22 protein-coding genes and 1 tRNA gene are annotated in these 18841 nt (G+C 56.5%); 6 read left to right on the top strand and 17 right to left on the bottom strand.

Features of this window, described 5'->3' with window-relative positions; all coding sequences use genetic code 11:
• Positions 1–33 precede the first annotated feature (33 nt).
• Positions 34–1578, top strand: coding sequence for a glycerol-3-phosphate dehydrogenase (glpD, locus tag TH4_RS14585; protein WP_064781670.1), 1545 nt, complete (start codon positions 34–36; stop codon positions 1576–1578).
• Between the two features lie 191 nt (positions 1579–1769).
• Positions 1770–3557: a Na/Pi cotransporter family protein gene (locus TH4_RS14580; RefSeq protein WP_064781709.1), complete on the top strand. Its 1788-nt coding sequence runs from the start codon at positions 1770–1772 to the stop codon at positions 3555–3557.
• A 12-nt stretch (positions 3558–3569) separates the two neighbouring features.
• On the opposite strand, the gene TH4_RS14575 is transcribed toward TH4_RS14580, so the two are convergent.
• The gene (locus TH4_RS14575; RefSeq protein ID WP_083997116.1) at positions 3570–4022 is read right to left on the bottom strand and encodes a GNAT family acetyltransferase; all 453 of its coding nucleotides are present in this window, start codon (positions 4020–4022) and stop codon (positions 3570–3572) included.
• A gap of 212 nt (positions 4023–4234) precedes the next feature.
• Positions 4235–4885, bottom strand: a complete 651-nt coding sequence (locus TH4_RS14565) for a hypothetical protein (protein WP_064781668.1) — start codon at positions 4883–4885, stop codon at positions 4235–4237.
• 210 nt (positions 4886–5095) lie between these two features.
• Between TH4_RS14565 and TH4_RS14560 the strand changes: the two genes are divergently transcribed.
• The 3 genes from TH4_RS14560 to TH4_RS14550 all read left to right on the top strand — a co-directional run bounded on the left by TH4_RS14560 (position 5096) and on the right by TH4_RS14550 (position 8899).
• Entirely contained in the window at positions 5096–5821 is a 726-nt protein-coding gene (locus TH4_RS14560; protein WP_063088408.1) for a response regulator, read from the top strand.
• Positions 5818–7368, top strand: coding sequence for an ATP-binding protein (locus tag TH4_RS14555; RefSeq protein WP_064781667.1), 1551 nt, complete (start codon positions 5818–5820; stop codon positions 7366–7368). The genes TH4_RS14560 and TH4_RS14555 overlap by 4 nt, the downstream gene beginning before the upstream one ends.
• Before the next feature lie 226 nt (positions 7369–7594).
• Positions 7595–8899, top strand: a complete 1305-nt coding sequence (locus TH4_RS14550) for an adenylate/guanylate cyclase domain-containing protein (protein WP_008890478.1) — start codon at positions 7595–7597, stop codon at positions 8897–8899.
• Between the two features lie 6 nt (positions 8900–8905).
• Here TH4_RS14550 and TH4_RS20510 read toward each other — a convergent pair whose 3' ends face one another.
• The 14 genes from TH4_RS20510 to TH4_RS14480 all read right to left on the bottom strand — a co-directional run bounded on the left by TH4_RS20510 (position 8906) and on the right by TH4_RS14480 (position 16985).
• Positions 8906–9514 (bottom strand): hypothetical protein, encoded by a 609-nt coding sequence (locus TH4_RS20510; RefSeq protein WP_083997115.1) that lies wholly within the window; start codon positions 9512–9514, stop codon positions 8906–8908.
• 85 nt (positions 9515–9599) lie between these two features.
• Positions 9600–9860, bottom strand: a complete 261-nt coding sequence (locus TH4_RS14540) for a RebB family R body protein (RefSeq protein WP_008890480.1) — start codon at positions 9858–9860, stop codon at positions 9600–9602.
• Between the two features lie 58 nt (positions 9861–9918).
• Complete coding sequence (locus TH4_RS14535; RefSeq protein WP_008890481.1) at positions 9919–10242, bottom strand: RebB family R body protein; 324 nt, start codon at positions 10240–10242, stop codon at positions 9919–9921.
• Between the two features lie 86 nt (positions 10243–10328).
• Entirely contained in the window at positions 10329–10553 is a 225-nt protein-coding gene (locus tag TH4_RS14530) for a RebB family R body protein (RefSeq protein ID WP_008890482.1), read from the bottom strand.
• On the bottom strand, positions 10550–10735 hold the full coding sequence (locus TH4_RS14525) for a hypothetical protein (RefSeq protein ID WP_063088406.1): 186 nt from the start codon (positions 10733–10735) through the stop codon (positions 10550–10552). The genes TH4_RS14530 and TH4_RS14525 overlap by 4 nt, the downstream gene beginning before the upstream one ends.
• Before the next feature lie 41 nt (positions 10736–10776).
• Positions 10777–11055 (bottom strand): RebB family R body protein, encoded by a 279-nt coding sequence (locus TH4_RS14520; protein ID WP_064781666.1) that lies wholly within the window; start codon positions 11053–11055, stop codon positions 10777–10779.
• A gap of 14 nt (positions 11056–11069) precedes the next feature.
• Complete coding sequence (locus TH4_RS14515) at positions 11070–11366, bottom strand: RebB family R body protein (protein WP_008890485.1); 297 nt, start codon at positions 11364–11366, stop codon at positions 11070–11072.
• 140 nt (positions 11367–11506) lie between these two features.
• A complete protein-coding gene (locus TH4_RS14510) occupies positions 11507–11842 on the bottom strand; it encodes a RebB family R body protein (protein ID WP_008890486.1) in 336 nt (111 codons plus the stop codon).
• 234 nt (positions 11843–12076) lie between these two features.
• Entirely contained in the window at positions 12077–12400 is a 324-nt protein-coding gene (locus TH4_RS14505) for a RebB family R body protein (RefSeq protein WP_064781665.1), read from the bottom strand.
• 232 nt (positions 12401–12632) lie between these two features.
• Positions 12633–12956 carry a RebB family R body protein gene (locus TH4_RS14500; RefSeq protein WP_008890488.1) on the bottom strand — a complete coding sequence of 108 codons (324 nt, stop codon included), beginning with the start codon at positions 12954–12956 and terminating at the stop codon, positions 12633–12635.
• A gap of 153 nt (positions 12957–13109) precedes the next feature.
• Complete coding sequence (locus tag TH4_RS14495) at positions 13110–14336, bottom strand: RNA polymerase sigma factor (RefSeq protein WP_167351222.1); 1227 nt, start codon at positions 14334–14336, stop codon at positions 13110–13112.
• 243 nt (positions 14337–14579) lie between these two features.
• Positions 14580–15080 carry a hypothetical protein gene (locus TH4_RS14490; RefSeq protein WP_064781663.1) on the bottom strand — a complete coding sequence of 167 codons (501 nt, stop codon included), beginning with the start codon at positions 15078–15080 and terminating at the stop codon, positions 14580–14582.
• Positions 15080–16681: a hypothetical protein gene (locus TH4_RS14485; protein ID WP_064781662.1), complete on the bottom strand. Its 1602-nt coding sequence runs from the start codon at positions 16679–16681 to the stop codon at positions 15080–15082. The genes TH4_RS14490 and TH4_RS14485 overlap by 1 nt, the downstream gene beginning before the upstream one ends.
• 228 nt (positions 16682–16909) lie before the next feature.
• A tRNA-Thr gene (locus TH4_RS14480) sits at positions 16910–16985 on the bottom strand.
• A 195-nt stretch (positions 16986–17180) separates the two neighbouring features.
• Here TH4_RS14480 and TH4_RS14475 point away from each other — a divergent pair.
• Positions 17181–17954, top strand: a complete 774-nt coding sequence (locus tag TH4_RS14475) for a class II glutamine amidotransferase (RefSeq protein ID WP_064781706.1) — start codon at positions 17181–17183, stop codon at positions 17952–17954.
• On the opposite strand, the gene TH4_RS14470 is transcribed toward TH4_RS14475, so the two are convergent.
• The gene (locus TH4_RS14470; RefSeq protein ID WP_083997113.1) at positions 17955–18737 is read right to left on the bottom strand and encodes a DeoR/GlpR family DNA-binding transcription regulator; all 783 of its coding nucleotides are present in this window, start codon (positions 18735–18737) and stop codon (positions 17955–17957) included.
• Positions 18738–18841 lie beyond the last annotated feature (104 nt).

Genomic DNA, 18841 nt, shown 5'->3' with positions numbered 1-18841 from the left:
TAACGAGTTTTCCTTCTGTGATGAGAGGCCCCGATGGCTGGCACTTCAAACTATGACCTGATCATTATTGGCGGCGGCATTAACGGTGCCGGGATCGCACGCGATGCGGCGGGCCGGGGCCTTCGCGTGTTGCTGTGTGAAAAAGATGATCTGGCCAGTGCCACCTCGTCGGCCAGTACCAAGCTGATCCATGGCGGATTGCGCTATCTGGAGCATTACGAGTTCCGTCTGGTGCGCGAAGCGCTGACCGAACGCGAAGTATTGCTGGATAATGCGCCGCATATCATCTGGCCGCTGCGTTTCGTGCTGCCACATCGCAATGATCTGCGTCCGGCCTGGATGATCCGTCTTGGATTATTCCTGTATGACCATCTTGGCGGGCGTAAAAAGCTTCCGGCGTCCGAGGGCATTTCATTTGCCAAACACGTATCGGGTGCGCCGCTGCGTGATGAAATGACAAAGGGCTTTGCCTATTCCGATTGCTGGGTCGATGATGCGCGGCTTGTGGTCCTCAATGCGATGGACGCAAAGGACATGGGGGCAGAGATTTTGACCCGCACCGAATGTGTCGGGGCAAATCGCGCAGGCGATGGGTGGAACGTGACGCTGCGCGATCAGGAAACCGGCGAAAACCGTTCGGTGTCAGGCCGCATGTTGATCAATGCCGCTGGTCCGTGGTGTGCCGATCTGATCAATCCGGAAAACGGTGTGGTTAAGTCCGATACCAAGGCCAACATCCGTCTGGTCAAGGGCAGCCATATTGTCGTGCCCAAGATGTTTGACCATGATTTCTGCTATATCTTCCAGAACGGCGATGGCCGAATTGTGTTTGCCATTCCCTATCAGGATGACTTCACCCTGATCGGTACCACCGATGTCGATTTCAAGGGCGATCCGGCCAAGGTCAAGATTGATCAGGACGAGATCGATTACCTTTGCAAGCTTGCCAGAGGCTATTTCAAAAAGCCGATCGCATCTGACGATGTCGTCTGGACCTATTCCGGGGTGCGGCCGCTTTATGCCGGTGAAGGCGCGGAAGCAAACGCCTCCAAGGTATCGCGTGACTACACCCTTAAACTGGAAGCCAACGGTGATCAGGCGCCGGCACTGCATGTGTTCGGTGGCAAAATCACCACCTATCGCAAGCTTGCCGAACACGCGCTTCAGATCATCTCAAAGGAACTGGGCACCAAGGATACCCCATGGACGGCAAATGCCGTGCTGCCGGGCGGGGATTTCCCAAATGCATCCTATGAGGCGGCCTTTGCCGATTATGCCGCGCGCTATGACTGGATGAATGCGGTGATGCTCAAACGTTTGCTGCGCGCCTATGGCACAAGGATCGACCAGATTGTTGGTGATGCCAAAAGTGTTGGTGATCTTGGCAAATGTTATGGTCATGACCTGTATGAGGCCGAAGTCCGCTACCTGATCGAAAACGAATGGGTGCGTGATCTTGATGACCTGATCTGGCGTCGCTCGAAGCTTGGTCTGCGGTTGTCAGGCGATCAGGTTGCGGTCCTGCGCGAACGTCTGGCACAGGAAAAACCAGATCATAAATCGGTTGCCGCCGAATAATTCAATGATTGCCCGCAAACTGTTGGGCGTGATCACCGGATCGTTTGTCGGGCGCGGCGGTGGGCTAGGCTGGGCTGGTGGAATGTCTGCCACCTGACAGTTTGGCAAGGGGCTAAACATCCGATTGGGTTTAGTCCCCAAACTGCGCTATGGTCGGTTTGTTTTCAACCGATTACCTCGACCGGTGCCCAATGCCACCCATCCTGAAATCCATCCTTGCAAGCGCGCTCTTGCTCCTTCTGACCAACTCGGCGGCATGGGCGGCGGACGACGCGCCTTCGCTTGATACCTGGTCGATGGCCATCGGTTTGGTTGGCGGGTTGGCCCTGTTTTTATACGGGATGGATCACCTTGCCGGCGCGCTTAAAACCCTTGCCGGGGCAAGGCTACGCCGCGTTTTGTCTGGCATGACGCGCAATCGCATTTGGGCGGCAGTTTCGGGTGCGGTCATTACCGGGTTGGTACAATCTTCAAGTGTTACGACCGTGCTGGTGGTCGGGTTTGTATCGGCCGGACTGATGCCGTTTGCGCAATCGATTGCCGTGATCATGGGCGCCAATGTCGGCAGTACCCTGACCGCGCAAATCATCGCCTTTCGGATTGATGCCATTGCGCCGCTTGTCATCGCGATTGGCTTTGCCATGACAATGTTGGCCGATCGCAAGCGGTTTACGCTGATCGGCAAGGCAGTGCTGGGCATGGGGATGCTGTTCTTTGGCATGGGCATGATGAGTGATGCCATGGAACCGCTTCGGACCTATGGCCCGTTCATCGATGTGATGGGCCAGATGCGCAATCCGTTTCTCGCCATGCTGGTTGCGGCGGCGTTCACTGCGCTGGTGCAATCAAGTGCGGCGACCATGGGGATTGTCATTGTTCTGGCCGGGCAGGGGTTGGTGCCGCTTGATAGCGGGATCGCGCTTATTTTCGGGGCCAATATCGGTACCTGTGTTACGGCCCTGTTGGTGACGATTGGCAAGAACCGCGATGCGTTCCGAACCGCCCTTGGCCATATCCTGTTTAATGTGGTCGGGGTTTTGATCTGGCTGCCATTTATTGATCATCTGGTGACGCTTGTGGAGTTCATCACCACCGGGCGCACCGCCGAAACCGTCGATATTGCACGTGAAATTGCCAACGCGCACACCATTTTCAACGTCGCCAACGTCATCCTGATGATCGGCTTTGTCCCCGCAATAGCACGCCTGATTGAAAAGCTGGTCCCGGCCGAAATCGATACCGAACCGCGCCTCAGCCCGGAGCCGAAATACGTCATCCACGAACTGACCATAGCCCCGGCAGCAGCCCTTAGTTTGTTGCGTAATGAAGTCATGCATATGGGCGATGTGGTGATTGATGTCGTGCGCCGTGGGCGTGAAAACCTGCGCAACCCGACACGCCCGAAGCTTAAAAAGCTTGGCGAATTGGATGACGGGGTCGATAGCCTGCAAGACGCGATTGCGCTGTTTGCGGCGAAACTGCCGCGTGCGGAACTGCTGGCAGCTGACCTCAACCGCATGCAGAACGAGCTTGCGGTCAGCAACCATCTTGAAGCTGTTGGCGATCTGATCAGCGAGGAAATGGTCAAGCTGGTCGGCGAGTGGCTTGATATTCGCCACATGCCGTCAGACGAAAACCGCCAGAAAATGGCAGAGCTTTACGAGATTGCCGAAGATTGCCTGAAACAGGCGATGACCGCCTTTTCGGCCGAGGATCTGGAGGCCGCCAATCGTGTGCTTCATCGCAAGGCGGAGTTCACCACCAAGCTTGATACGACCCTGCGCAAGGTCAGCGATGAAATCGGCCCGCGCGATCTTGATATTCGCCGTTACAGGATTGAGGTCGCGATGGTCGAACGCATCAACCGCCTGTATGAGCGCGCACGCCGGATTGCCCATGCGACCATCGCGATTAAAAATCAGCAGGAACCAGCCCCCTCGGAACAAAACGCGGCATCGACCATCGCCGATGCCATGTAATGTTCTGGTGCCTTAACGGTCGGCAGGCGGGGTATTGATGTCCTTTTGCATCACGGTGACGTCGCACGCGCGATAGCCAAGATGGTGATAGAAATCCTGTGTCGCATGGTTATCCGCGCGCACCATCAATTGCATGCGCCAGACACCCTGATCGCGCAGCCAGTTTTCCCCGACCTCCATCAGGCGGCGACCCAGCCCTGATTTCTGCAAACTTGGTGTTACGGCCATATAATAGACCCAGCCACGGTGCCCATCATGACCCGCCATGATGGAGCCGATAATGTTATCGCTGTTATCTTCCCAAATAAAAAGGGTGGCTTCGCTGCTTTCAAGCGCGAAGCGCACATCCCATTCTGGCGGATTATACGGGCGATAAATCCCGGTTTCCTGCCAAAGGGCTGTTAATGCGGGGATATCATCAAGGGTGGCTGTTCTGGGGGCGGGTTTTGGGGCGTTGGTCGTCATGGTGCTTCTTTCATGGGGCGCGTTGCAGAAGCGCGTAACAATGCTTGGATTACGCAAAGCCGTCAAACCCAATTGCGTGACAAGCCGATGAAGTTAAACGCCAAAACGCAAAACGCCCCCAAGTGGAGCCTTGGGGGCGCAGGCGGGTCCGGGGTATCGGTTGGGATGGGGGAAGTCCCCGGACCGGGGAAGGTTGGGTTTTGACGGACCGATCAGCTGATCGGGCGACCGGTCACGCTGCTGAGTTCCATTTCGCGGACGATGTCACCGGCCTGGTTGGTGACGGTGGCGGTATAGGTACCGCGCGGGGTTTCGGTGATGTCACCCAGTTTAAGCTCACCATTGCCAAACCGGATCACCATCGCATTGGCCAGAAGCGTCATCTGATCGGCGGTGAATTTGCGATCAAAACGTGCGGCCTTGTCTTTGTTCGGTTTGCCGATCAGTTTGCGCAGGTCATGACGGGAGCCGCGATCCATGCGGCCGGTTTTTTCATCAAATTTCAGAACCTCGACCACATCACCACTGACATTCAGCAAGACAACATCAATCTTGCCAGCCTGTTCGGAGGCCTTGGCATCACCGGTCTTAAGGTTGGGTTCACCCATTTTCAAAAGCATCGCATCAACCAGCGTGCGGGCTTCATCAATGGTCAAGGGTACGGCGCGTGCGCGGCCTTCGCCATGGAACATGCCGCCTTTGCCGTACTTGCCATGTTCGCCGTATTCACCGTGTTCACCGCGCATATATTCGCCTTTATGTTCGCGTTCGCCAGGCGATGCATAAGTCGCCGCAAACGGGGTTGCGATCATGGTGGTGGCAATCAGGGCCGCGGCAAGTTTAAGGGTGGTTTTGCGTTTCATCGGGGACCTCATCAGGTTTGTGGGGGATCAATGTGTTGAAGCCCGTTATCGCCTATGATTGTCGCGAAATGATCCCGGCGAACGGGCAAAATGGTCGCAAGCTTTGCCAAAAGGCCGTTTTGCGACAATCTGATACAAATTGCCGTTTCTGCCGGAACTGACGACGCGTTAGGTTAGGCTTCACAGACGATTTTGATTTCAGGACCGCATATGAGCGACCAGCCCCACATTCTTGTTGTCGATGACCATCGTGATATCCGTGACCTTTTGGGGCGGTATCTGCGTCAACATGAATATCGTGTGACACTGGCATCTGACGGGCGCGAGTTGCGCAAGCTGATGGCGGATAACATCGCACCCGACCTGATCGTGCTCGATCTGATGATGCCGGGCGAAGACGGGCTGAGTTTGTGTCGCTGGCTGCGTGAAAACTATGATGTGCCAGTCGTGATGCTGACAGCCCTTGGCGAGGAAACCGATCGCATCATCGGTCTTGAGATGGGCGCGGATGATTATCTGGCCAAGCCGTTTAATCCGCGCGAATTGCTGGCCCGGATCAAGGCCGTGATGCGGCGTGCGCAAAGTCTTCCGGTCGGGCGCAAGGGGCCGCTTCCGGGCGGGCAGGTGCATTTTGACCGTTGGGTGCTGGATCGTACCCGCCATGAATTGCGCGATGCCAATGATGTGGTCGTGCCACTCAGTGCCGGGGAATATGGCCTGCTTTGTGCCTTTGTCGAACATCCCAACATGGTGCTTAACCGCGATCAGTTGCTTGATCTAACCCGTGGGCGCGAAGCCGTGCCGTTTGATCGCAGCATCGATAATCAGGTCAGCCGCCTGCGCAAGAAAATTGAACATGATGCCAAGAACCCGACCCTGATCAAGACCGTCTGGGGCGGGGGATACATGTTCACCTGCGAGGTGACCGAAAAATGACCAAGCGCCGCCTGATCAAACGCCTTTGGCCGCAAAGTCTGACCGCGCAGCTTGTCTGTCTGCTGTTGGGCGCAATCATCCTGACCCACATCGTCCTTGGTGTCATGCTGGCCGAAGAACGCCGGGATGCGGTGGCGTCTGAGCGGCGCGGTTATGCCCTGTCACGGGTGGCGGCAATTTCGCGCATTCTGACAACAACCCCGCGTGATAACTGGGCCGATGTGTTGCGCGTGGCGCAATCACCGCAAAACCGCCTGCGGCTGGTGCCGGAAAGTGATGTGGTTTCCGGTGACGGATTTACCTCGGACACGCTGAGCCAGCGTTTGAACGAGGCACTGGACCTTGAAACCGGGGTTCCGGCGCGGGTTGAAATCCTGTCCGAGGATGAATGCTGGACGGAACGTAAAACACTCCGGCGTGAAAAGGATGCGTTTCTGGAACGTGACCGTATGGAGCGATCCGGCCACGACGATGATCATCATGATCGCGATGATGACCGTGATGATGATCGCCGAGCCCCTTGGTCGTTGCGCTACCTTGACCGGTTTGATTGCGATACCTCGCCGGTGATGCGCCTTGTTGTGCCGATCAGGATCCTTGGTCCGGACGGGGAGCCAACCGGCACAGCGCCCGATGTCTGGCTGGAAGCCATGATTGGCGGGGTCGTCTCGCCGCCGTGGTTTGTGTTCGACAATCTTTTGCGTGTTCTGGCATCCGGGCTTGTCATTGCCGTGATTGCCTTTTTCCTGGCGCGCCGAATTTCCCGGTCGTGGGACGTTTTGACAAAGGCAGCCGATCGTGTCGGGCGCGGGGATTATCCCGAACCGGTGCCTGAAACCGGTCCGATTGAAATCAGACGCGCCACAAGGGCCTTTAACCGGATGACTGCCCGCCTCAAACGCTTTGTCGAGGATCGCACAAGGATGCTGGCCGCCATTTCGCATGATCTGCGTACGCCAATTACGTCGCTGCGCCTGCGCGCCGAATTTGTCGATGATCCGGAAAACCGTGCGCGCATCATCGAAACCCTTGATGAAATGGAACAGATGGTCGAAGCGGCAATGACCTTTGCCCGCGAAGAAACCGCGAATGAGGAAACCCGCAAGATCGATCTGACTGCCCTTGTTGAATCCGCGGTCGAGGATCTGGCAGAAACCGGACGCCCAATCAGATATATTGGCGAGGTCGATACCCGGGTTTATCCGTGCCGGCCGCTTTCGATCAAGCGCGCCTTTGGCAATCTGGTGTCCAATGCCCTTAACTTCGGCGATACGGTCGAGGTCGCGGTGCGCGATGCCGATGATGGCGGCCTGTGGATCGAAATTGCCGATGACGGGCCGGGGATACCGGTCGAACAACGCGAACAGGTGTTTGAGCCATTCTTCAGGATTGAAGCGTCACGCAATCGTGATACTGGCGGTATTGGTCTTGGGATGGCAATCGCACGCACCGCCGTCCGGGCGCATGGTGGCGAAATATACCTTGAAGAATCCCAGAAAGGCGGGCTTTTGGCGCGTATTTACCTGCCACCGGCACAGCCGCAATAACGTTGAATTCAGTCGTTTTGAGACTGCGTAATTCCGGTGCCGGAAAAGTGCGACAGTTTTTTGACAGATAGCCCTTGCGTTTTAAGTGACCAATAGTCATTTGTGGGCTGGAATTTCACTGTTTCCAAATCAATAATTGCTAAATTGCATTGCTGTTCTATTTAGGGTCTGGATTTGAACCAACGGCAGTGCGACAATCAAGCAGACGAACGGACGGAGCGTGCCCATGACCAACAACCAGTCTTCATCCGGCGTGGTAACCCCGCTTCCCGGAACCAATAACGCGCAAGCCGCGCGTGGCTTTGTGCGCTCTGTTAACGACTGGCTGATGGAATGTGCGCTTGATGATACCGACATCAGCGAACTTCTGTCAGGCATGGCCAGCCGTCTGGTCGCATCGGGAATTCCGATTGATCGTGTCATGGTCGCGTTCAAGACCCTGCATCCGCTGTATGAAGGTGTTTCCTATATCTGGACCAAGGAAAACGGCCAGGTTGTGCGTACCACCCATATGGGCGATGACGAAAAGGATCGCGATTGGGCCGAAAGTCCGATGAAATGGATGCTTGATAGCGATGTCAGCTTCATGCGCCGTCATCTTATTGGCCCTAGTGCGGTTGTCGATTTCCCGATCCTTGAAACTTTCCGCCGCCAACGGGGGACGGACTATTACGCCCTGATGACCCCGTTCGTGACCGATAGCGACAGCACGCTCAATAGCAACCGCATCTTCATGACCTATCTGACGCGGCGTCCCAGTGGTTTCTCGGACGAGGATTTGGCGATCCTGTCTGGTATTCAGCGCCGCTTTGCCGTGTCGTGCAAAATGCGCATCAACCATGAAGAAACCCGCACCATTCTGGAAACCTATCTTGGTACTGATGCCGGGCAACGTGTCCGCAATGGTCAGATCAAGTTGGGCGACAGCACCAAAACCCGCGCAGTGATCTGGTTTTCGGATATGCGCAACTCGACCTCGGTTGCGACCCATGTTGGTGATGATGCGTTCCTAGGCGAAATGAATGATTTCTTTGGCGCAACAGCCGGTGCCGTGCTTAAGCACGGTGGGCAGGTATTGCGTTATATCGGGGATGCGACGCTTGCGATTTTCCCGATTGATGAAGACGAAACCAATCTTGAAACCGCCTGTTACGCAGCGCTTTATGCCGCGGCCGAGGCCCAGTTGAACATCGATGCGCTAAATGCGCGGCGCGAAGAAGTCGGAAAACTGCCATTCGATTACGGCCTTGGCATGCATGTCGGGGAAGTGATTTACGGCAATGTCGGTGTCTCGGAACGTGTTGATTTTACCGTGGTCGGGCAGGCGGCAAACGAAGCAGCCCGCATCGAACAGCTTACCAAGCAACTTGGTCGGCGTGTGCTGGTCAGTTCGACCGTGGCACGGTTCATTTCCTGCCCGACAGAGGAAATGGGCGCGTACGAGCTTCAGGGGACGGGTGTCAGTCTTAAACTGTTTGCCCCGGATTTCTCGGAGACCTGCCACCGTATCGAGCTGATGCGCAGCGCCTGAGCCTATTTAGGCGAGGCTGTCAAAATCCTTCACCACCGAACTGGCTGACGTGCCGACCTTGGAAAAGGTTGTCTGGGCGTCACTGACGGCATCGGTCGCAGCCTTGATGATCTTGGAATAAGGGTCGACTTCCTTGGTTGCCAGCATCTGTTGCATGGCCACACCGGTGGTGGCGGATGCCATCGACATGATATTGCGCAGATAATCCGTGGAATCCTGCACCGCATAGGCGGCTGCCTGGGCAACCTTTTGATAGGCGACACCATTGGCACCGGGGATCGCACCGTTCAGAACCGCATGGTTGGTCGTGCCGACAGCCTGCACGATCTGCGGGTTCAATGCCGTGCTGAGCGGCGGGGTGCCCGGCGGATTGTCCGGAGCTGCGGGATCAGACGGGGATGCCGGTTTGTTTGCATCATCCTTGTCATCGGCCTTTTTATCGCCGTTTGCGTCGCCGCTCGCAGCACCACCGTCTTTCGCGTCCTTGGTGTCTGCGGCATTTTTGTCGCCGTCACCATCCTTGTCGGCGGGGGACGCGGCTTTGTCCGGCTCATTGCCCTGATCTTTGTTTCCAGCTTTCGGATCTTCGTTCTGTTTTGCGTCGTCGTCTGCCATCGAAAACCTCATATGCAACGGGTCAAAAGACCGGTTTGATTATCTCTGTCGGGACGGGCCAGGAGCCATAAAATCTGCGGGCGCGTTATTCGCCGCTTTTGCCACCGCCCATGCCACCGCCAGTACTTTCCAGGATCATACGGCAGGCGCTTGATGTGACGGCGTTGCCGATCTGCTGCAGGCCGCCTTGGGTCTGCATGGCGTTTTGCATCGACAGACTGATGGAATGTGCCATCGTCTGATACACAAGCCCCATGGCATGTGCCGGTGCTTCGCCCAGAACCTTGACGTTGTTCTGGGTCACTGCATCGGTGATTTGTGAGTTTACAGGGGTGTTGTCTGCCATTTCACGCCCTCATGTTTTGACCGTATTTGGTCCGGGCAGGACCAGACGGATCATGTGCCTAGCGGCGGGTTGCTGCCAAAATTACGAGTAGTGTCAAAAGCGCATCGCTGTTGTCGGACCGGCCGAGTTTGGCTGTTGCCTGCGCACCCGCCATGGTGTTGACGGAATAAAGCTGCATCACGCCCTGATTGGTGGCTGCTTGCGAACACATCGATGCCTGTTGCTGTGCCTGAACCGCGTTCTGGAACAGGATCGATGTTGAATGGGCCGCACTTTGGTAAATCGCACCCATCGCATTCGCAGGCGCGGAACCAAGAACACTGACCGCACTCTGGGTCACAGAGTCTGTAATCTGACCATTCACCGGGGTTGGAATTGCCATGTTATCCTCCGAAAAAGCGATCGGTCTGACCGCACATCTCTAGACGTCGCACGGACGTGATTGTGATCAATTAGAGTCTGTTGCGCCTAGCCCGCCTGGGCGGTGATCAGGGCAACAAGCTTTGACGTTGCTGTATTGGCAACCTGTTGCATGTTGCCTTGTGTCAGGGTTGCGTTTTCCATGGCAAGGCCGGTGGCATGTGAATGCGACTGCATGGCCATGGAAACTGCCTGTGCCGGACTTTCACCCAGAATTTTGACGTTGGTCTGGGTGACAGCATCGGTAACTTGCGGGTTTACGATATCACTCATGTTACGTCCTTTGTCTGTTCGCCCTGGGCGCTGGCGGCGTAGTCAAACTTTTCCTTGTAGTCCGATCCATCCCCCATAAACATTGGGTCGGCCTGGCCAAGCCACGAACTGGTTTCGGTGTTATCTTGACCTTCACCTTTCTGATCGCCGGATTCTTGTGAATCTGCGTCTTCGAGGGACACGGTATCCGAATCCCCTGTCGCATCGAGGCCGTCGTAAGATGCTATTTCCCCTTCGTCCCAGTCTGTTGTGTCGTAAAAAAATTTGGCTTGTGGTCCTGGACCGACAGGGTGGCCTTTGCGCATTCCATGGTGGTTGCAAGGCTGGCAACCGCCTGTTGCTGCTGTTCATTGACCATGTTGGCAAACAGGATCCCCTGTGCCTGGGCCTGCGACAGATAGGTCTGCATCGCACCCATCGCCGGGCCATTGGCAATGACCGATGTGTTGGTTTGGGTGACGCTGTCTGTAATTTGTTCGTCGACTTCGCTCGGATTGCTCATTGGGGTGATCCTTATTAACTACGACGTTTCATCATTTGCAGAATGCTCTGGGTCATGGTCGTCATGCCGATCATGGCATTTTGCTTTTGGGCCGAGACCATGTTCGCCATCAGGATGTTCTGCGATTGCGCCTGACCCATCATGGATTGCAACGCGGCGAAGCCCGGACCGGCCCCCATCGTAGCAACATTGGTCTGGGCAACGCTGTCAGTGATCTGATCTGAAACCGAGCACTGATGATCATCTTCATGGTGACTGGCGGGGTGGTGCTGGGATTTCTTGCCGTCTTGCTCAGGTGGTGCCGATGGCATGTCCGTCTCCTTGTCTGGAGGAATGGGCTGGCGGAAGTGCTACGTATCGGTTTGACGCCGAGCGCGGGCATTTGTGAAAGAAAAAGCCCGGCAAGCGCATGCATGCCGGGCGGGGTTGGCGGCGAAACCAGTGGGGATGTTTAGGACACGGCCGTACCGGTCGTGGCCTTAAGAGCCGACAACAGCGAAAGCATATTGTCGGGAACGTCGCTTGCGGCGAGTTTCGAGGTCGCAACGGCCCCCGCCATGGTGTTGACAGAGTAGACCTGGATGACGCCCTGATTGGTGGCCGCCTGAGAGGAAATGCCCACCTGATGCTGGCTGCTGACAGCGTTCTCATAGAGAATGCCATGAGAATGCGCCAGCGACTGGTAAAGCGAGCCCATGGCCATTGCCGGCGCATCACCCATGACCTCGACATTGGCTTGGGTGACGGCGTCGGTAATCATACCATTGACCGGAGTGTTATCAGCCATTGTGTATCTCCTGGTTACCTAAAGAAGTGCCGGAAGGAACGTAAGGCCCCGAACCGACCCTTTCCGCATGTCCTGCGGTCAGACAGATGACGGGGGACTTGGTGTCTTGTGACGATGGGCTGGCAAAAACTTGGATTGCTTGCAGAACCGTCGCCACAATGAAAACGGGCGGTCGCAGATCAATACGACCGCCCGGTGTGATATTGGCTGGACGGGCCGGAACCCTGACCAAAATCAGTTTCTGGTTGCCTGAAGCGTCGTCAGAAGCGTCAGCATGTTGTCGGGCACATCGCTTTTGGCGATCTTGGCGGTCCCGACAGCCCCCGCCATCGTGTCGACCGAATAGATCTGCAGGATGCCCTGGTTGGTCGCGGCCTGCGAGGTGATGCCGTTCTGCTGCTGGGCGCTGACGGCGTTCTGATACAGGATGCCCGTCGAATGTGCGAGGGACTGGAAGATCGAACCCATCGCCATTGCCGGGGCGTCGCCCAGAACTTTCACGTTCGCCTGGGTCACGGCATCTGTGATCTGACCATTTAGCGGAGTGTTATCAGCCACTGTTTATCTCCTGTTTGCCTAGGGAAATGCTGGAAGGAAGAGATGTTCCAAACCAGCCACTTTGCGTGTGTTGCGGTCAGACAGATGACGGGGGGCTTGGCGTCTTGTGACGCAGGGCTTTGCAAAAGAACCGATTGTTTTGCAAAGCCCTGATCAAATGAAATCGGGCGATCGCTGATGACTGCGACCGCCCGATTTGAAACTGGCTTTGGGGCCAAAGATGTTTTGAGAATCAGCCCTTGGTTGCCTGAAGAGCGGTAAGAAGCGACAGCATGTTGTCGGGAACGTCGCTTTTGGCAATTTTGGAGGTCGCAACAGAGTCTGCCATCGTATCGACCGAATAGATCTGGATGACGCCCTGGTTGGTTGCGGCCTGCGAGGTGATGCCGATCTGCTGCTGTGCGCTGACGGCGTTTTCATAAAGAATGCCGGTGGAATGTGCGAGGGACTGGAAGATTGAGCCCATTGCCATTGCCGGGGCGTCGCCCAGAACTTTCACGTTAGCCTGGGTGACTGCATCAGTGATCTGACCATTTACCGGGGTCGGAATCGCCATTGTAAAGTCTCCTTCGTTACGCTTTGCGGTGTGCTGCTTGCTGTTGTGTTTCTGTCGGGGTTTCGCCGTCCCGTTTTCAGTCTATCGACGCTGGTGGTGTATCGTTGTGACGCGTCTTTTTTGCGAGTTGGTCGTTTTTTTACGCACGTATTCTTATTGAATGCCCGAAGCCCTAAGGTGTTCGCGGGCCAGCTGAACACGTTTGCGCACCGCGCAGTTGCTTAAGCCCAGGGCCGCTGCAATCTCGTCATAGGTGCGGTCCTGAACACAGCGCATCAAAAGCGGCTTGCGCAGTTTTTCCTGCATCTCAAGAAGGGCCGCTTCCAGCTGATCAAGTTTTTCACCGGCGAGATATGATTCCTCGGGGCTTGGTGTGATCGGGGCTGTCATCGGGGAGGCCGGTGTGTCGGCAGCCCCATGGGTTTCTTCGCGATATTCCGCCTTGCGCCGGTTTTGCCGGTGCAAATCAATGCAGGCGTTATGGACAATGCGCGACAGCCAGGCGCGATGGTTGCGGATTTCATCCATGGATTCTTCGAATTTGGTCGATGCCTTGACCATGGCCTCGGACAGCGCATCTTGCGCATCATCCATATTGCCCGACATCAGTTTCAGGCATTGCTTCAAAAGCGTGTCTTGCTGATCAATCCACAGCGGCCAGAAATTCGGTGCCGCCGGGCCCAAATCTGCATCCATTTGCGGATGGGTTTGCGGCGTGGAATGCGAGGGGGAATATTGCCCGTCATCGGGGGTATTTGGTGTCCCCGGTGCCGTCGGTGTTTGCGGGACCGGCACATGTGGCACCGGTTGGCGCAATGTCGGGCTTTCTGCCCCCGGCACAAGACCACGCAAGATATCAAGCGGGTCGGTCGGTGTGGCGCCAGGCGTGCCAAGCGCACCGGCAATAATGTCTTCGGGGCTCGGGCCGCTCCGCGATGGTTCAAGACCCGGGAAGCCTGCCAGCGGGTTGAAGTCTGCCGGGTAACCGGGCGGCGGGCTGTATCGTGGCTGGGCCTGGTTTGTTGCCGTGCCGGGGTTTGCGGTTGCGGCGGGGCGGGTGTCTGCCGGTTTTGTAGCGGGTGCCATCGATTGCATGATGGCGCGTGCATCAAGGGCGCTACTTGCCGGGGGCGTCAATCTGTCGTGACCGGCCTTTTGATCGGCTTCTTGATCGCCGGGGTCGTCGGCCGCGGCAAGCTTTGCCAGATAATCCTCGGCAATGCGGGCCCGTTGCTCGGGTTTTAACCGGGACCAGATTGACGTCACCTTGTCATCATCACCCAACGCCAGCGACAGGCTTTGTTCAAGACTTTTGGCAAAGCTGATCTCGGCTTCTGTCAGGGTTGCCTCATCCTGCGGACTGTTCTTTTCGTTCTGCACTATGGACCCCTCCGGTTGATTGAATGCAACCATAGGCTGATTAAGTTTTGCGGTAATCATTATGACGTAGCCGCAAAAGAATTGTGAATAAAAGTTTCTATACATCCTATAGTTGTGTTTTCGTGCGCAACGGCGCAGCCGTCGCGATGCGGGCTGAGGATAGGTTGGGGACAGATCGTCGCGCTTTGATGCGCTTGTTATTGCCGTTCCTGTTCCGGGCGATGCCCGGTTGCAGACATCAAGCTAGGTCTTTTTGCCGGATGTCTTTTGCTGGGGCGCGGGACCTGAAGATTGGGGGGCTTGTTCCTTTTTCGGATCCCTTGGCGGGAAGGCTTCGGCAAGGGCGGTTTCCACCTTCTCGGACAAGGCCTGCATGCGCAAGTCAATCTCGCGTGCGATGATGTTGCGGATTTCATTTGCGATATCGAACATGACCTGCTGGCCGTTCTGCATGTTTGGATCCGATGCCATATGCGGTGCCCCTTGTTGTGCCGCCTGAGGATGTGGGGTGGCTTGCCCTGTTTGCTGGCTGCCGATTGCGGGCTGCGGGACCTGTGCGCCGGATTTCACGTTTTCGGCATGATTGGAAATGGTCTGTTTTTGATCAAGAACCTGGGCACGGGCCCGTTCGGCGGCTTGCGCCATGGCCTGCTGGGTTGCCAGATATTCCTGATTGAACGCCTTCCGGACCGCGTCCTTGCGATCACTTGCCGTGCTTACATCGTTTTGCGCCTGCCCAGACATCAGGTGCCTCCTTTGCTGCTGCCAGTGCTGCCAGAGTTGTCACTGTTGTCACTATTGCCGGTCTTGCCTTTGCTTGAGCCCGATGACGATTTGGCATTGCTGCTGCTGCTGGTTTTGCTGTTGTCGCTGTTGTCGGTGTCACCATCATCGCTCGGATCGGATGTTTTTGCCGCTGCGCCGGATTTCGCCGGCGTGGGTGTGGGTGCAGCTTTCGCAGTTGCTGTTGTCGACGCCGCTGCTGGTGTTGGTGCGCTTGGGGCTGCATCAAGCATAAAGGCCGGTGGAATGAAGCCGTATTTTTCAAGATCGGCGGCATCCGGATCGGTTGGCAGGCCGGTCAACCCGGTTTCAAGCCGTCCTCTGCTATCAGAGATCATGCTGGCAGCCCGGCAGGCCGACTGATCATGCTGGGCATTGCAGCTCAGGATCGCGGTTGGGGTGCTGGTTCTGGCCTGGGTCATCAGCTGGGCGGTGACATCAAAGCTGGTCTCGGCCTCATAGCGCACCAAAACAACAAGTCCGGCCCCCTTGTCGCCTTCGCTGGGCGGGGTGATCTGTACCCAGAACGGGATGCTGGAATTCGGGCCAACCATCACATTGCCCGCAACGATGGGGCTTGGCAGGGTACCGACATATTCCAGATGGATCGGCACCGGCGCACGATCAGCAAAGATCAGGCGGATCAACGCCACATCCGGGGTTGCTTCACTCCCCATCGCGCCAACCGTCTGTTCGAGGTGGATGGCATGCGGTGCGCCGCCATAAATCGGCACTTCGGACATCTGGGGGGCGGCGCCATCGGCATCGATTGCATCAAACAGAAGCGCGCGCAATTGTGACGGGGCCGCATTCGGTGCCGTAACCGAAAGTTCGGACTGCGCATCTGTTGATGCACCGACATGCAAGGACCATTTGCACAAGGATTTTGGCACATCCGGTGCCAGCATTTTCGCAGAAATCGCTGTTTGCGCACTGGTCTTGGTCGGTGACAGTGGATAGCCCTGTTCCATGCTGATCGCCCAGTCGGGCGTATCGGCGGTGGTGTCTGCCTTGCCCTGAAGGGTCGGCATGGCGGTGCGGAACATGTCATCGCGGATGACGGGGCCGGTCATGTCGGTTGTGCTGCCGTCCGCATGGATCGTGGTCACACCCCATTGCGCGTCCGTGGTGTTGCCCGGGGTATTGGTGGCAGCCGAACCACTATCAGTACTGTACCAAGGGTCCATGTTTTCAAGCGGGCTGGTATAGCCATCCGTCGGCGCGCTTGCGGTTATTGGGGTTGGCGAAGACGTCCCGCCATCAAGCAGATAACGTTGAATGATCTGGAATGCGGTTTCCATTGGCTGTGACTGCTGTGATGGCTGAGCCTGACTGCCTGATGCAGCTTGCTCAAAGCCCGGCAGGCCAAAGTCACGGCAAAGCGCTGCCATCATATCAACGGCGGCCTGTTCGGAGCTGATCGCGTCCGGGGCTTCGGTTGGTTCGCGCAGATTGTTTTCGGCGTCTGCCGCACCGGCCTCGGAAGACGGTTGCCCGTTATCGGAATTGTCGCTGGATTTGGTCGAAGCCTTGGCTGGTTTGGGCGCGTCACTATCGGTCATGCCTGCACTCCCCAATGGTGTCTTGCAACACTCAAAAGGGCCGCCATCATGCCGCCCCTGATCTGCAAGAAGTTATAACGGTTCCTTGCAAACAGACGCATCGGGTGGGGGGAATGTGAAAAGATTGCACTGCAATCCCACATTGCACAGTCACAAACAAGCCCAGCAAACACAAAACCCGCCAAAGATGCAGCAGGCTGCGTCTTGGCGGGTCTTTGTTTTACAAAATGGTGCTGGCGATAGGATTTGAACCTACGACCTACGCATTACGAATGCGCCGCTCTACCAGCTGAGCTACGCCAGCACGATTCATTTTGTGGCGCGGAAAATACGGACAATCACCCGCCTTGGCAAGAGGTTTGTTGTTCTTTTTGCCAACAAGTGCCGGACTTTCAGCCATGCCCTGCAATCAGGACAGAGACACACAATATCACATTGACCATGCTGTGATTATCCGGCTTAGATGTGCGCGATCAAATTTCATGTGCGGGGGCAAATCATGTGTCGTTGGCTGAGCTATATCGGGGATCCGGTTTATCTGGAAAAGCTGGTCTTTGAGCCGCGCCATTCACTGGTCGAACAAAGCCTGCATGCCGAACAGGCCAAAACACCGACCAATGGCGATGGCTTTGGCCTTGGCTGGTATGACGAACGCCCGACACCGGGGCTTTATCGCGAAATCCTGCCGGCCTGGAATGACCCGAACCTGCGGTCGCTTGCCCATCATATCCGGTCCGGCCTGTTCTTTGCCCATGTCCGCGCATCCACCGGCACCCACACCAGCCGCACCAACTGCCACCCGTTTTCCAACGGACAGTATCTTTTCATGCATAACGGCCAGATTGGCGATTACCCGCTGGTGCGCCGATCCCTGGAAATGATGATTGAGGATGAGTTTTACGAAGGCCGACAGGGCTCAACCGATAGTGAACTGATCTTTTGCCTGATGCTGACACTCGGCTTGCGTGATGACCCGCACCGCGCCATTCGCCGCACGATCGAGGTGGTTGAAAATGAAATGAAGGTGCGCGGTGCGACGTCTCCGTTCCGCTTCACCGCCTGCCTGTCAAACGGCAAAAGCGTCTGCGCCATCCGTCATGCCAGCGACGACAAACCGCCATCACTTTACTGGCGCAAACGCGATGATCACGTGATTGTCGTCTCCGAGCCGCTTGATACCGAAAGCGATAGCTGGAAGGCGGTCGCGCCCAACCACACCCTGCATGTCGAAGGTGATCTGACCATCAGCGAGGAAGCAACGCTTGTTTGCTGATTAAGACACCACAACAATCTGACTGCGCGCCTTGACCAGTGCGCGTTGCAGCGCGTCGCTTGGGGCTGTGTTGAGCAACACAGTCTGAAAATCGCTGGCATGGCCGTCACGGCAGAGCGCCTTGCGGCCAACTTTCTTCTCGTCAATCATCAGGATCGCATGATCGCAGCATGATACCAGTGCGCGACGGGCGCGGACTTCATCCATGTTGAAGTCCAGCAAATCCCCTTCGTCACTCATCCCGCCAACACTGACAATCCCGTAATCGGCGCGCATGCTGCCGAAAAAGTCCGCACTGTCCGCCCCAATGATATCCAAGTCACGCGTGCGCACGGTGCCACCGGCAAGGCGCAGTGTGACATTCGGCGCATTTTGCAGCGCCATCACCACATGCAGATTGTTTGTGAGAACCGTTAAGTTGCGATGCGATGCCAGATGCTGGGCGGCGAGTTCGGCGGTGGTGCCAGTGCCAATCGCAATCGTGCAGCCTTCGGGGATCAGATCAGCCACCTTGGCGGCAATTGCCATCTTGCCGGTGCGGTTCCAGACTTCGCGCTTTTCATAGGCCGAGTTATCCGGATCGGGGGCCGGGCCCGCAAGGCCATGACGGCGAAATACGCGCCCCTGTTCATGCAGATCGCGCAGATCGGTGCGGATGGTCTGGACCGAGACGTTAAACCGGCGTGCCAGTTCCTCGACTGCCATGAAGCCGGTCGATTTCACAAGGGCGACGATGCGGTCGCGTCGGCGGTCAAGGGGCACTGCATCAGACGTTTTAGTCACGGCTTTTCTTTCGTTCGAAAGTTGTTATTTCGCTTGTGATCCGAGTATAGACAGGCCGAAACGCCGCTGCATAGCCCGGTTTTCCTGTTGAAACATTTAATTCT

This window comes from Thalassospira tepidiphila MCCC 1A03514, from assembly GCF_001662875.1.
GTDB classification, from domain to species: Bacteria; Pseudomonadota; Alphaproteobacteria; order Rhodospirillales; family Thalassospiraceae; genus Thalassospira; species Thalassospira tepidiphila.
Note: the sequence above shows the minus strand (reverse complement) of the source record. Positions and strands in the feature narration are given on the sequence as shown.

What these genes read in the sequence shown, in the direction of transcription:
- TH4_RS14490 (WP_064781663.1), bottom strand. Translation starts at nt 15,080, where the DNA reads ATGTCTGGGCAGGCGCAAAACGATGTAAGCACGGCAAGTGATCGCAAG.
- TH4_RS14540 (WP_008890480.1), bottom strand. Translation starts at nt 9,860, where the DNA reads ATGGCAGACAACACCCCTGTAAACTCACAAATCACCGATGCAGTGACC.
- TH4_RS14500 (WP_008890488.1), bottom strand. Translation starts at nt 12,956, where the DNA reads ATGGCGATTCCGACCCCGGTAAATGGTCAGATCACTGATGCAGTCACC.
- TH4_RS14575 (WP_083997116.1), bottom strand. Translation starts at nt 4,022, where the DNA reads ATGACGACCAACGCCCCAAAACCCGCCCCCAGAACAGCCACCCTTGAT.
- TH4_RS14550 (WP_008890478.1), top strand. Translation starts at nt 7,595, where the DNA reads ATGACCAACAACCAGTCTTCATCCGGCGTGGTAACCCCGCTTCCCGGA.
- TH4_RS14510 (WP_008890486.1), bottom strand. Translation starts at nt 11,842, where the DNA reads ATGGCTGATAACACTCCGGTCAATGGTATGATTACCGACGCCGTCACC.
- TH4_RS14485 (WP_064781662.1), bottom strand. Translation starts at nt 16,681, where the DNA reads ATGACCGATAGTGACGCGCCCAAACCAGCCAAGGCTTCGACCAAATCC.
- TH4_RS14565 (WP_064781668.1), bottom strand. Translation starts at nt 4,885, where the DNA reads ATGAAACGCAAAACCACCCTTAAACTTGCCGCGGCCCTGATTGCCACC.
- TH4_RS14475 (WP_064781706.1), top strand. Translation starts at nt 17,181, where the DNA reads ATGTGTCGTTGGCTGAGCTATATCGGGGATCCGGTTTATCTGGAAAAG.
- TH4_RS14555 (WP_064781667.1), top strand. Translation starts at nt 5,818, where the DNA reads ATGACCAAGCGCCGCCTGATCAAACGCCTTTGGCCGCAAAGTCTGACC.
- TH4_RS14520 (WP_064781666.1), bottom strand. Translation starts at nt 11,055, where the DNA reads ATGAGCAATCCGAGCGAAGTCGACGAACAAATTACAGACAGCGTCACC.
- TH4_RS14515 (WP_008890485.1), bottom strand. Translation starts at nt 11,366, where the DNA reads ATGCCATCGGCACCACCTGAGCAAGACGGCAAGAAATCCCAGCACCAC.
- TH4_RS14560 (WP_063088408.1), top strand. Translation starts at nt 5,096, where the DNA reads ATGAGCGACCAGCCCCACATTCTTGTTGTCGATGACCATCGTGATATC.
- TH4_RS14580 (WP_064781709.1), top strand. Translation starts at nt 1,770, where the DNA reads ATGCCACCCATCCTGAAATCCATCCTTGCAAGCGCGCTCTTGCTCCTT.
- TH4_RS14535 (WP_008890481.1), bottom strand. Translation starts at nt 10,242, where the DNA reads ATGGCAATTCCAACCCCGGTGAATGGTCAGATTACAGACTCTGTGACC.
- TH4_RS20510 (WP_083997115.1), bottom strand. Translation starts at nt 9,514, where the DNA reads ATGGCAGACGACGACGCAAAACAGAACGAAGATCCGAAAGCTGGAAAC.
- glpD (WP_064781670.1), top strand. Translation starts at nt 34, where the DNA reads ATGGCTGGCACTTCAAACTATGACCTGATCATTATTGGCGGCGGCATT.
- TH4_RS14530 (WP_008890482.1), bottom strand. Translation starts at nt 10,553, where the DNA reads ATGAGTGATATCGTAAACCCGCAAGTTACCGATGCTGTCACCCAGACC.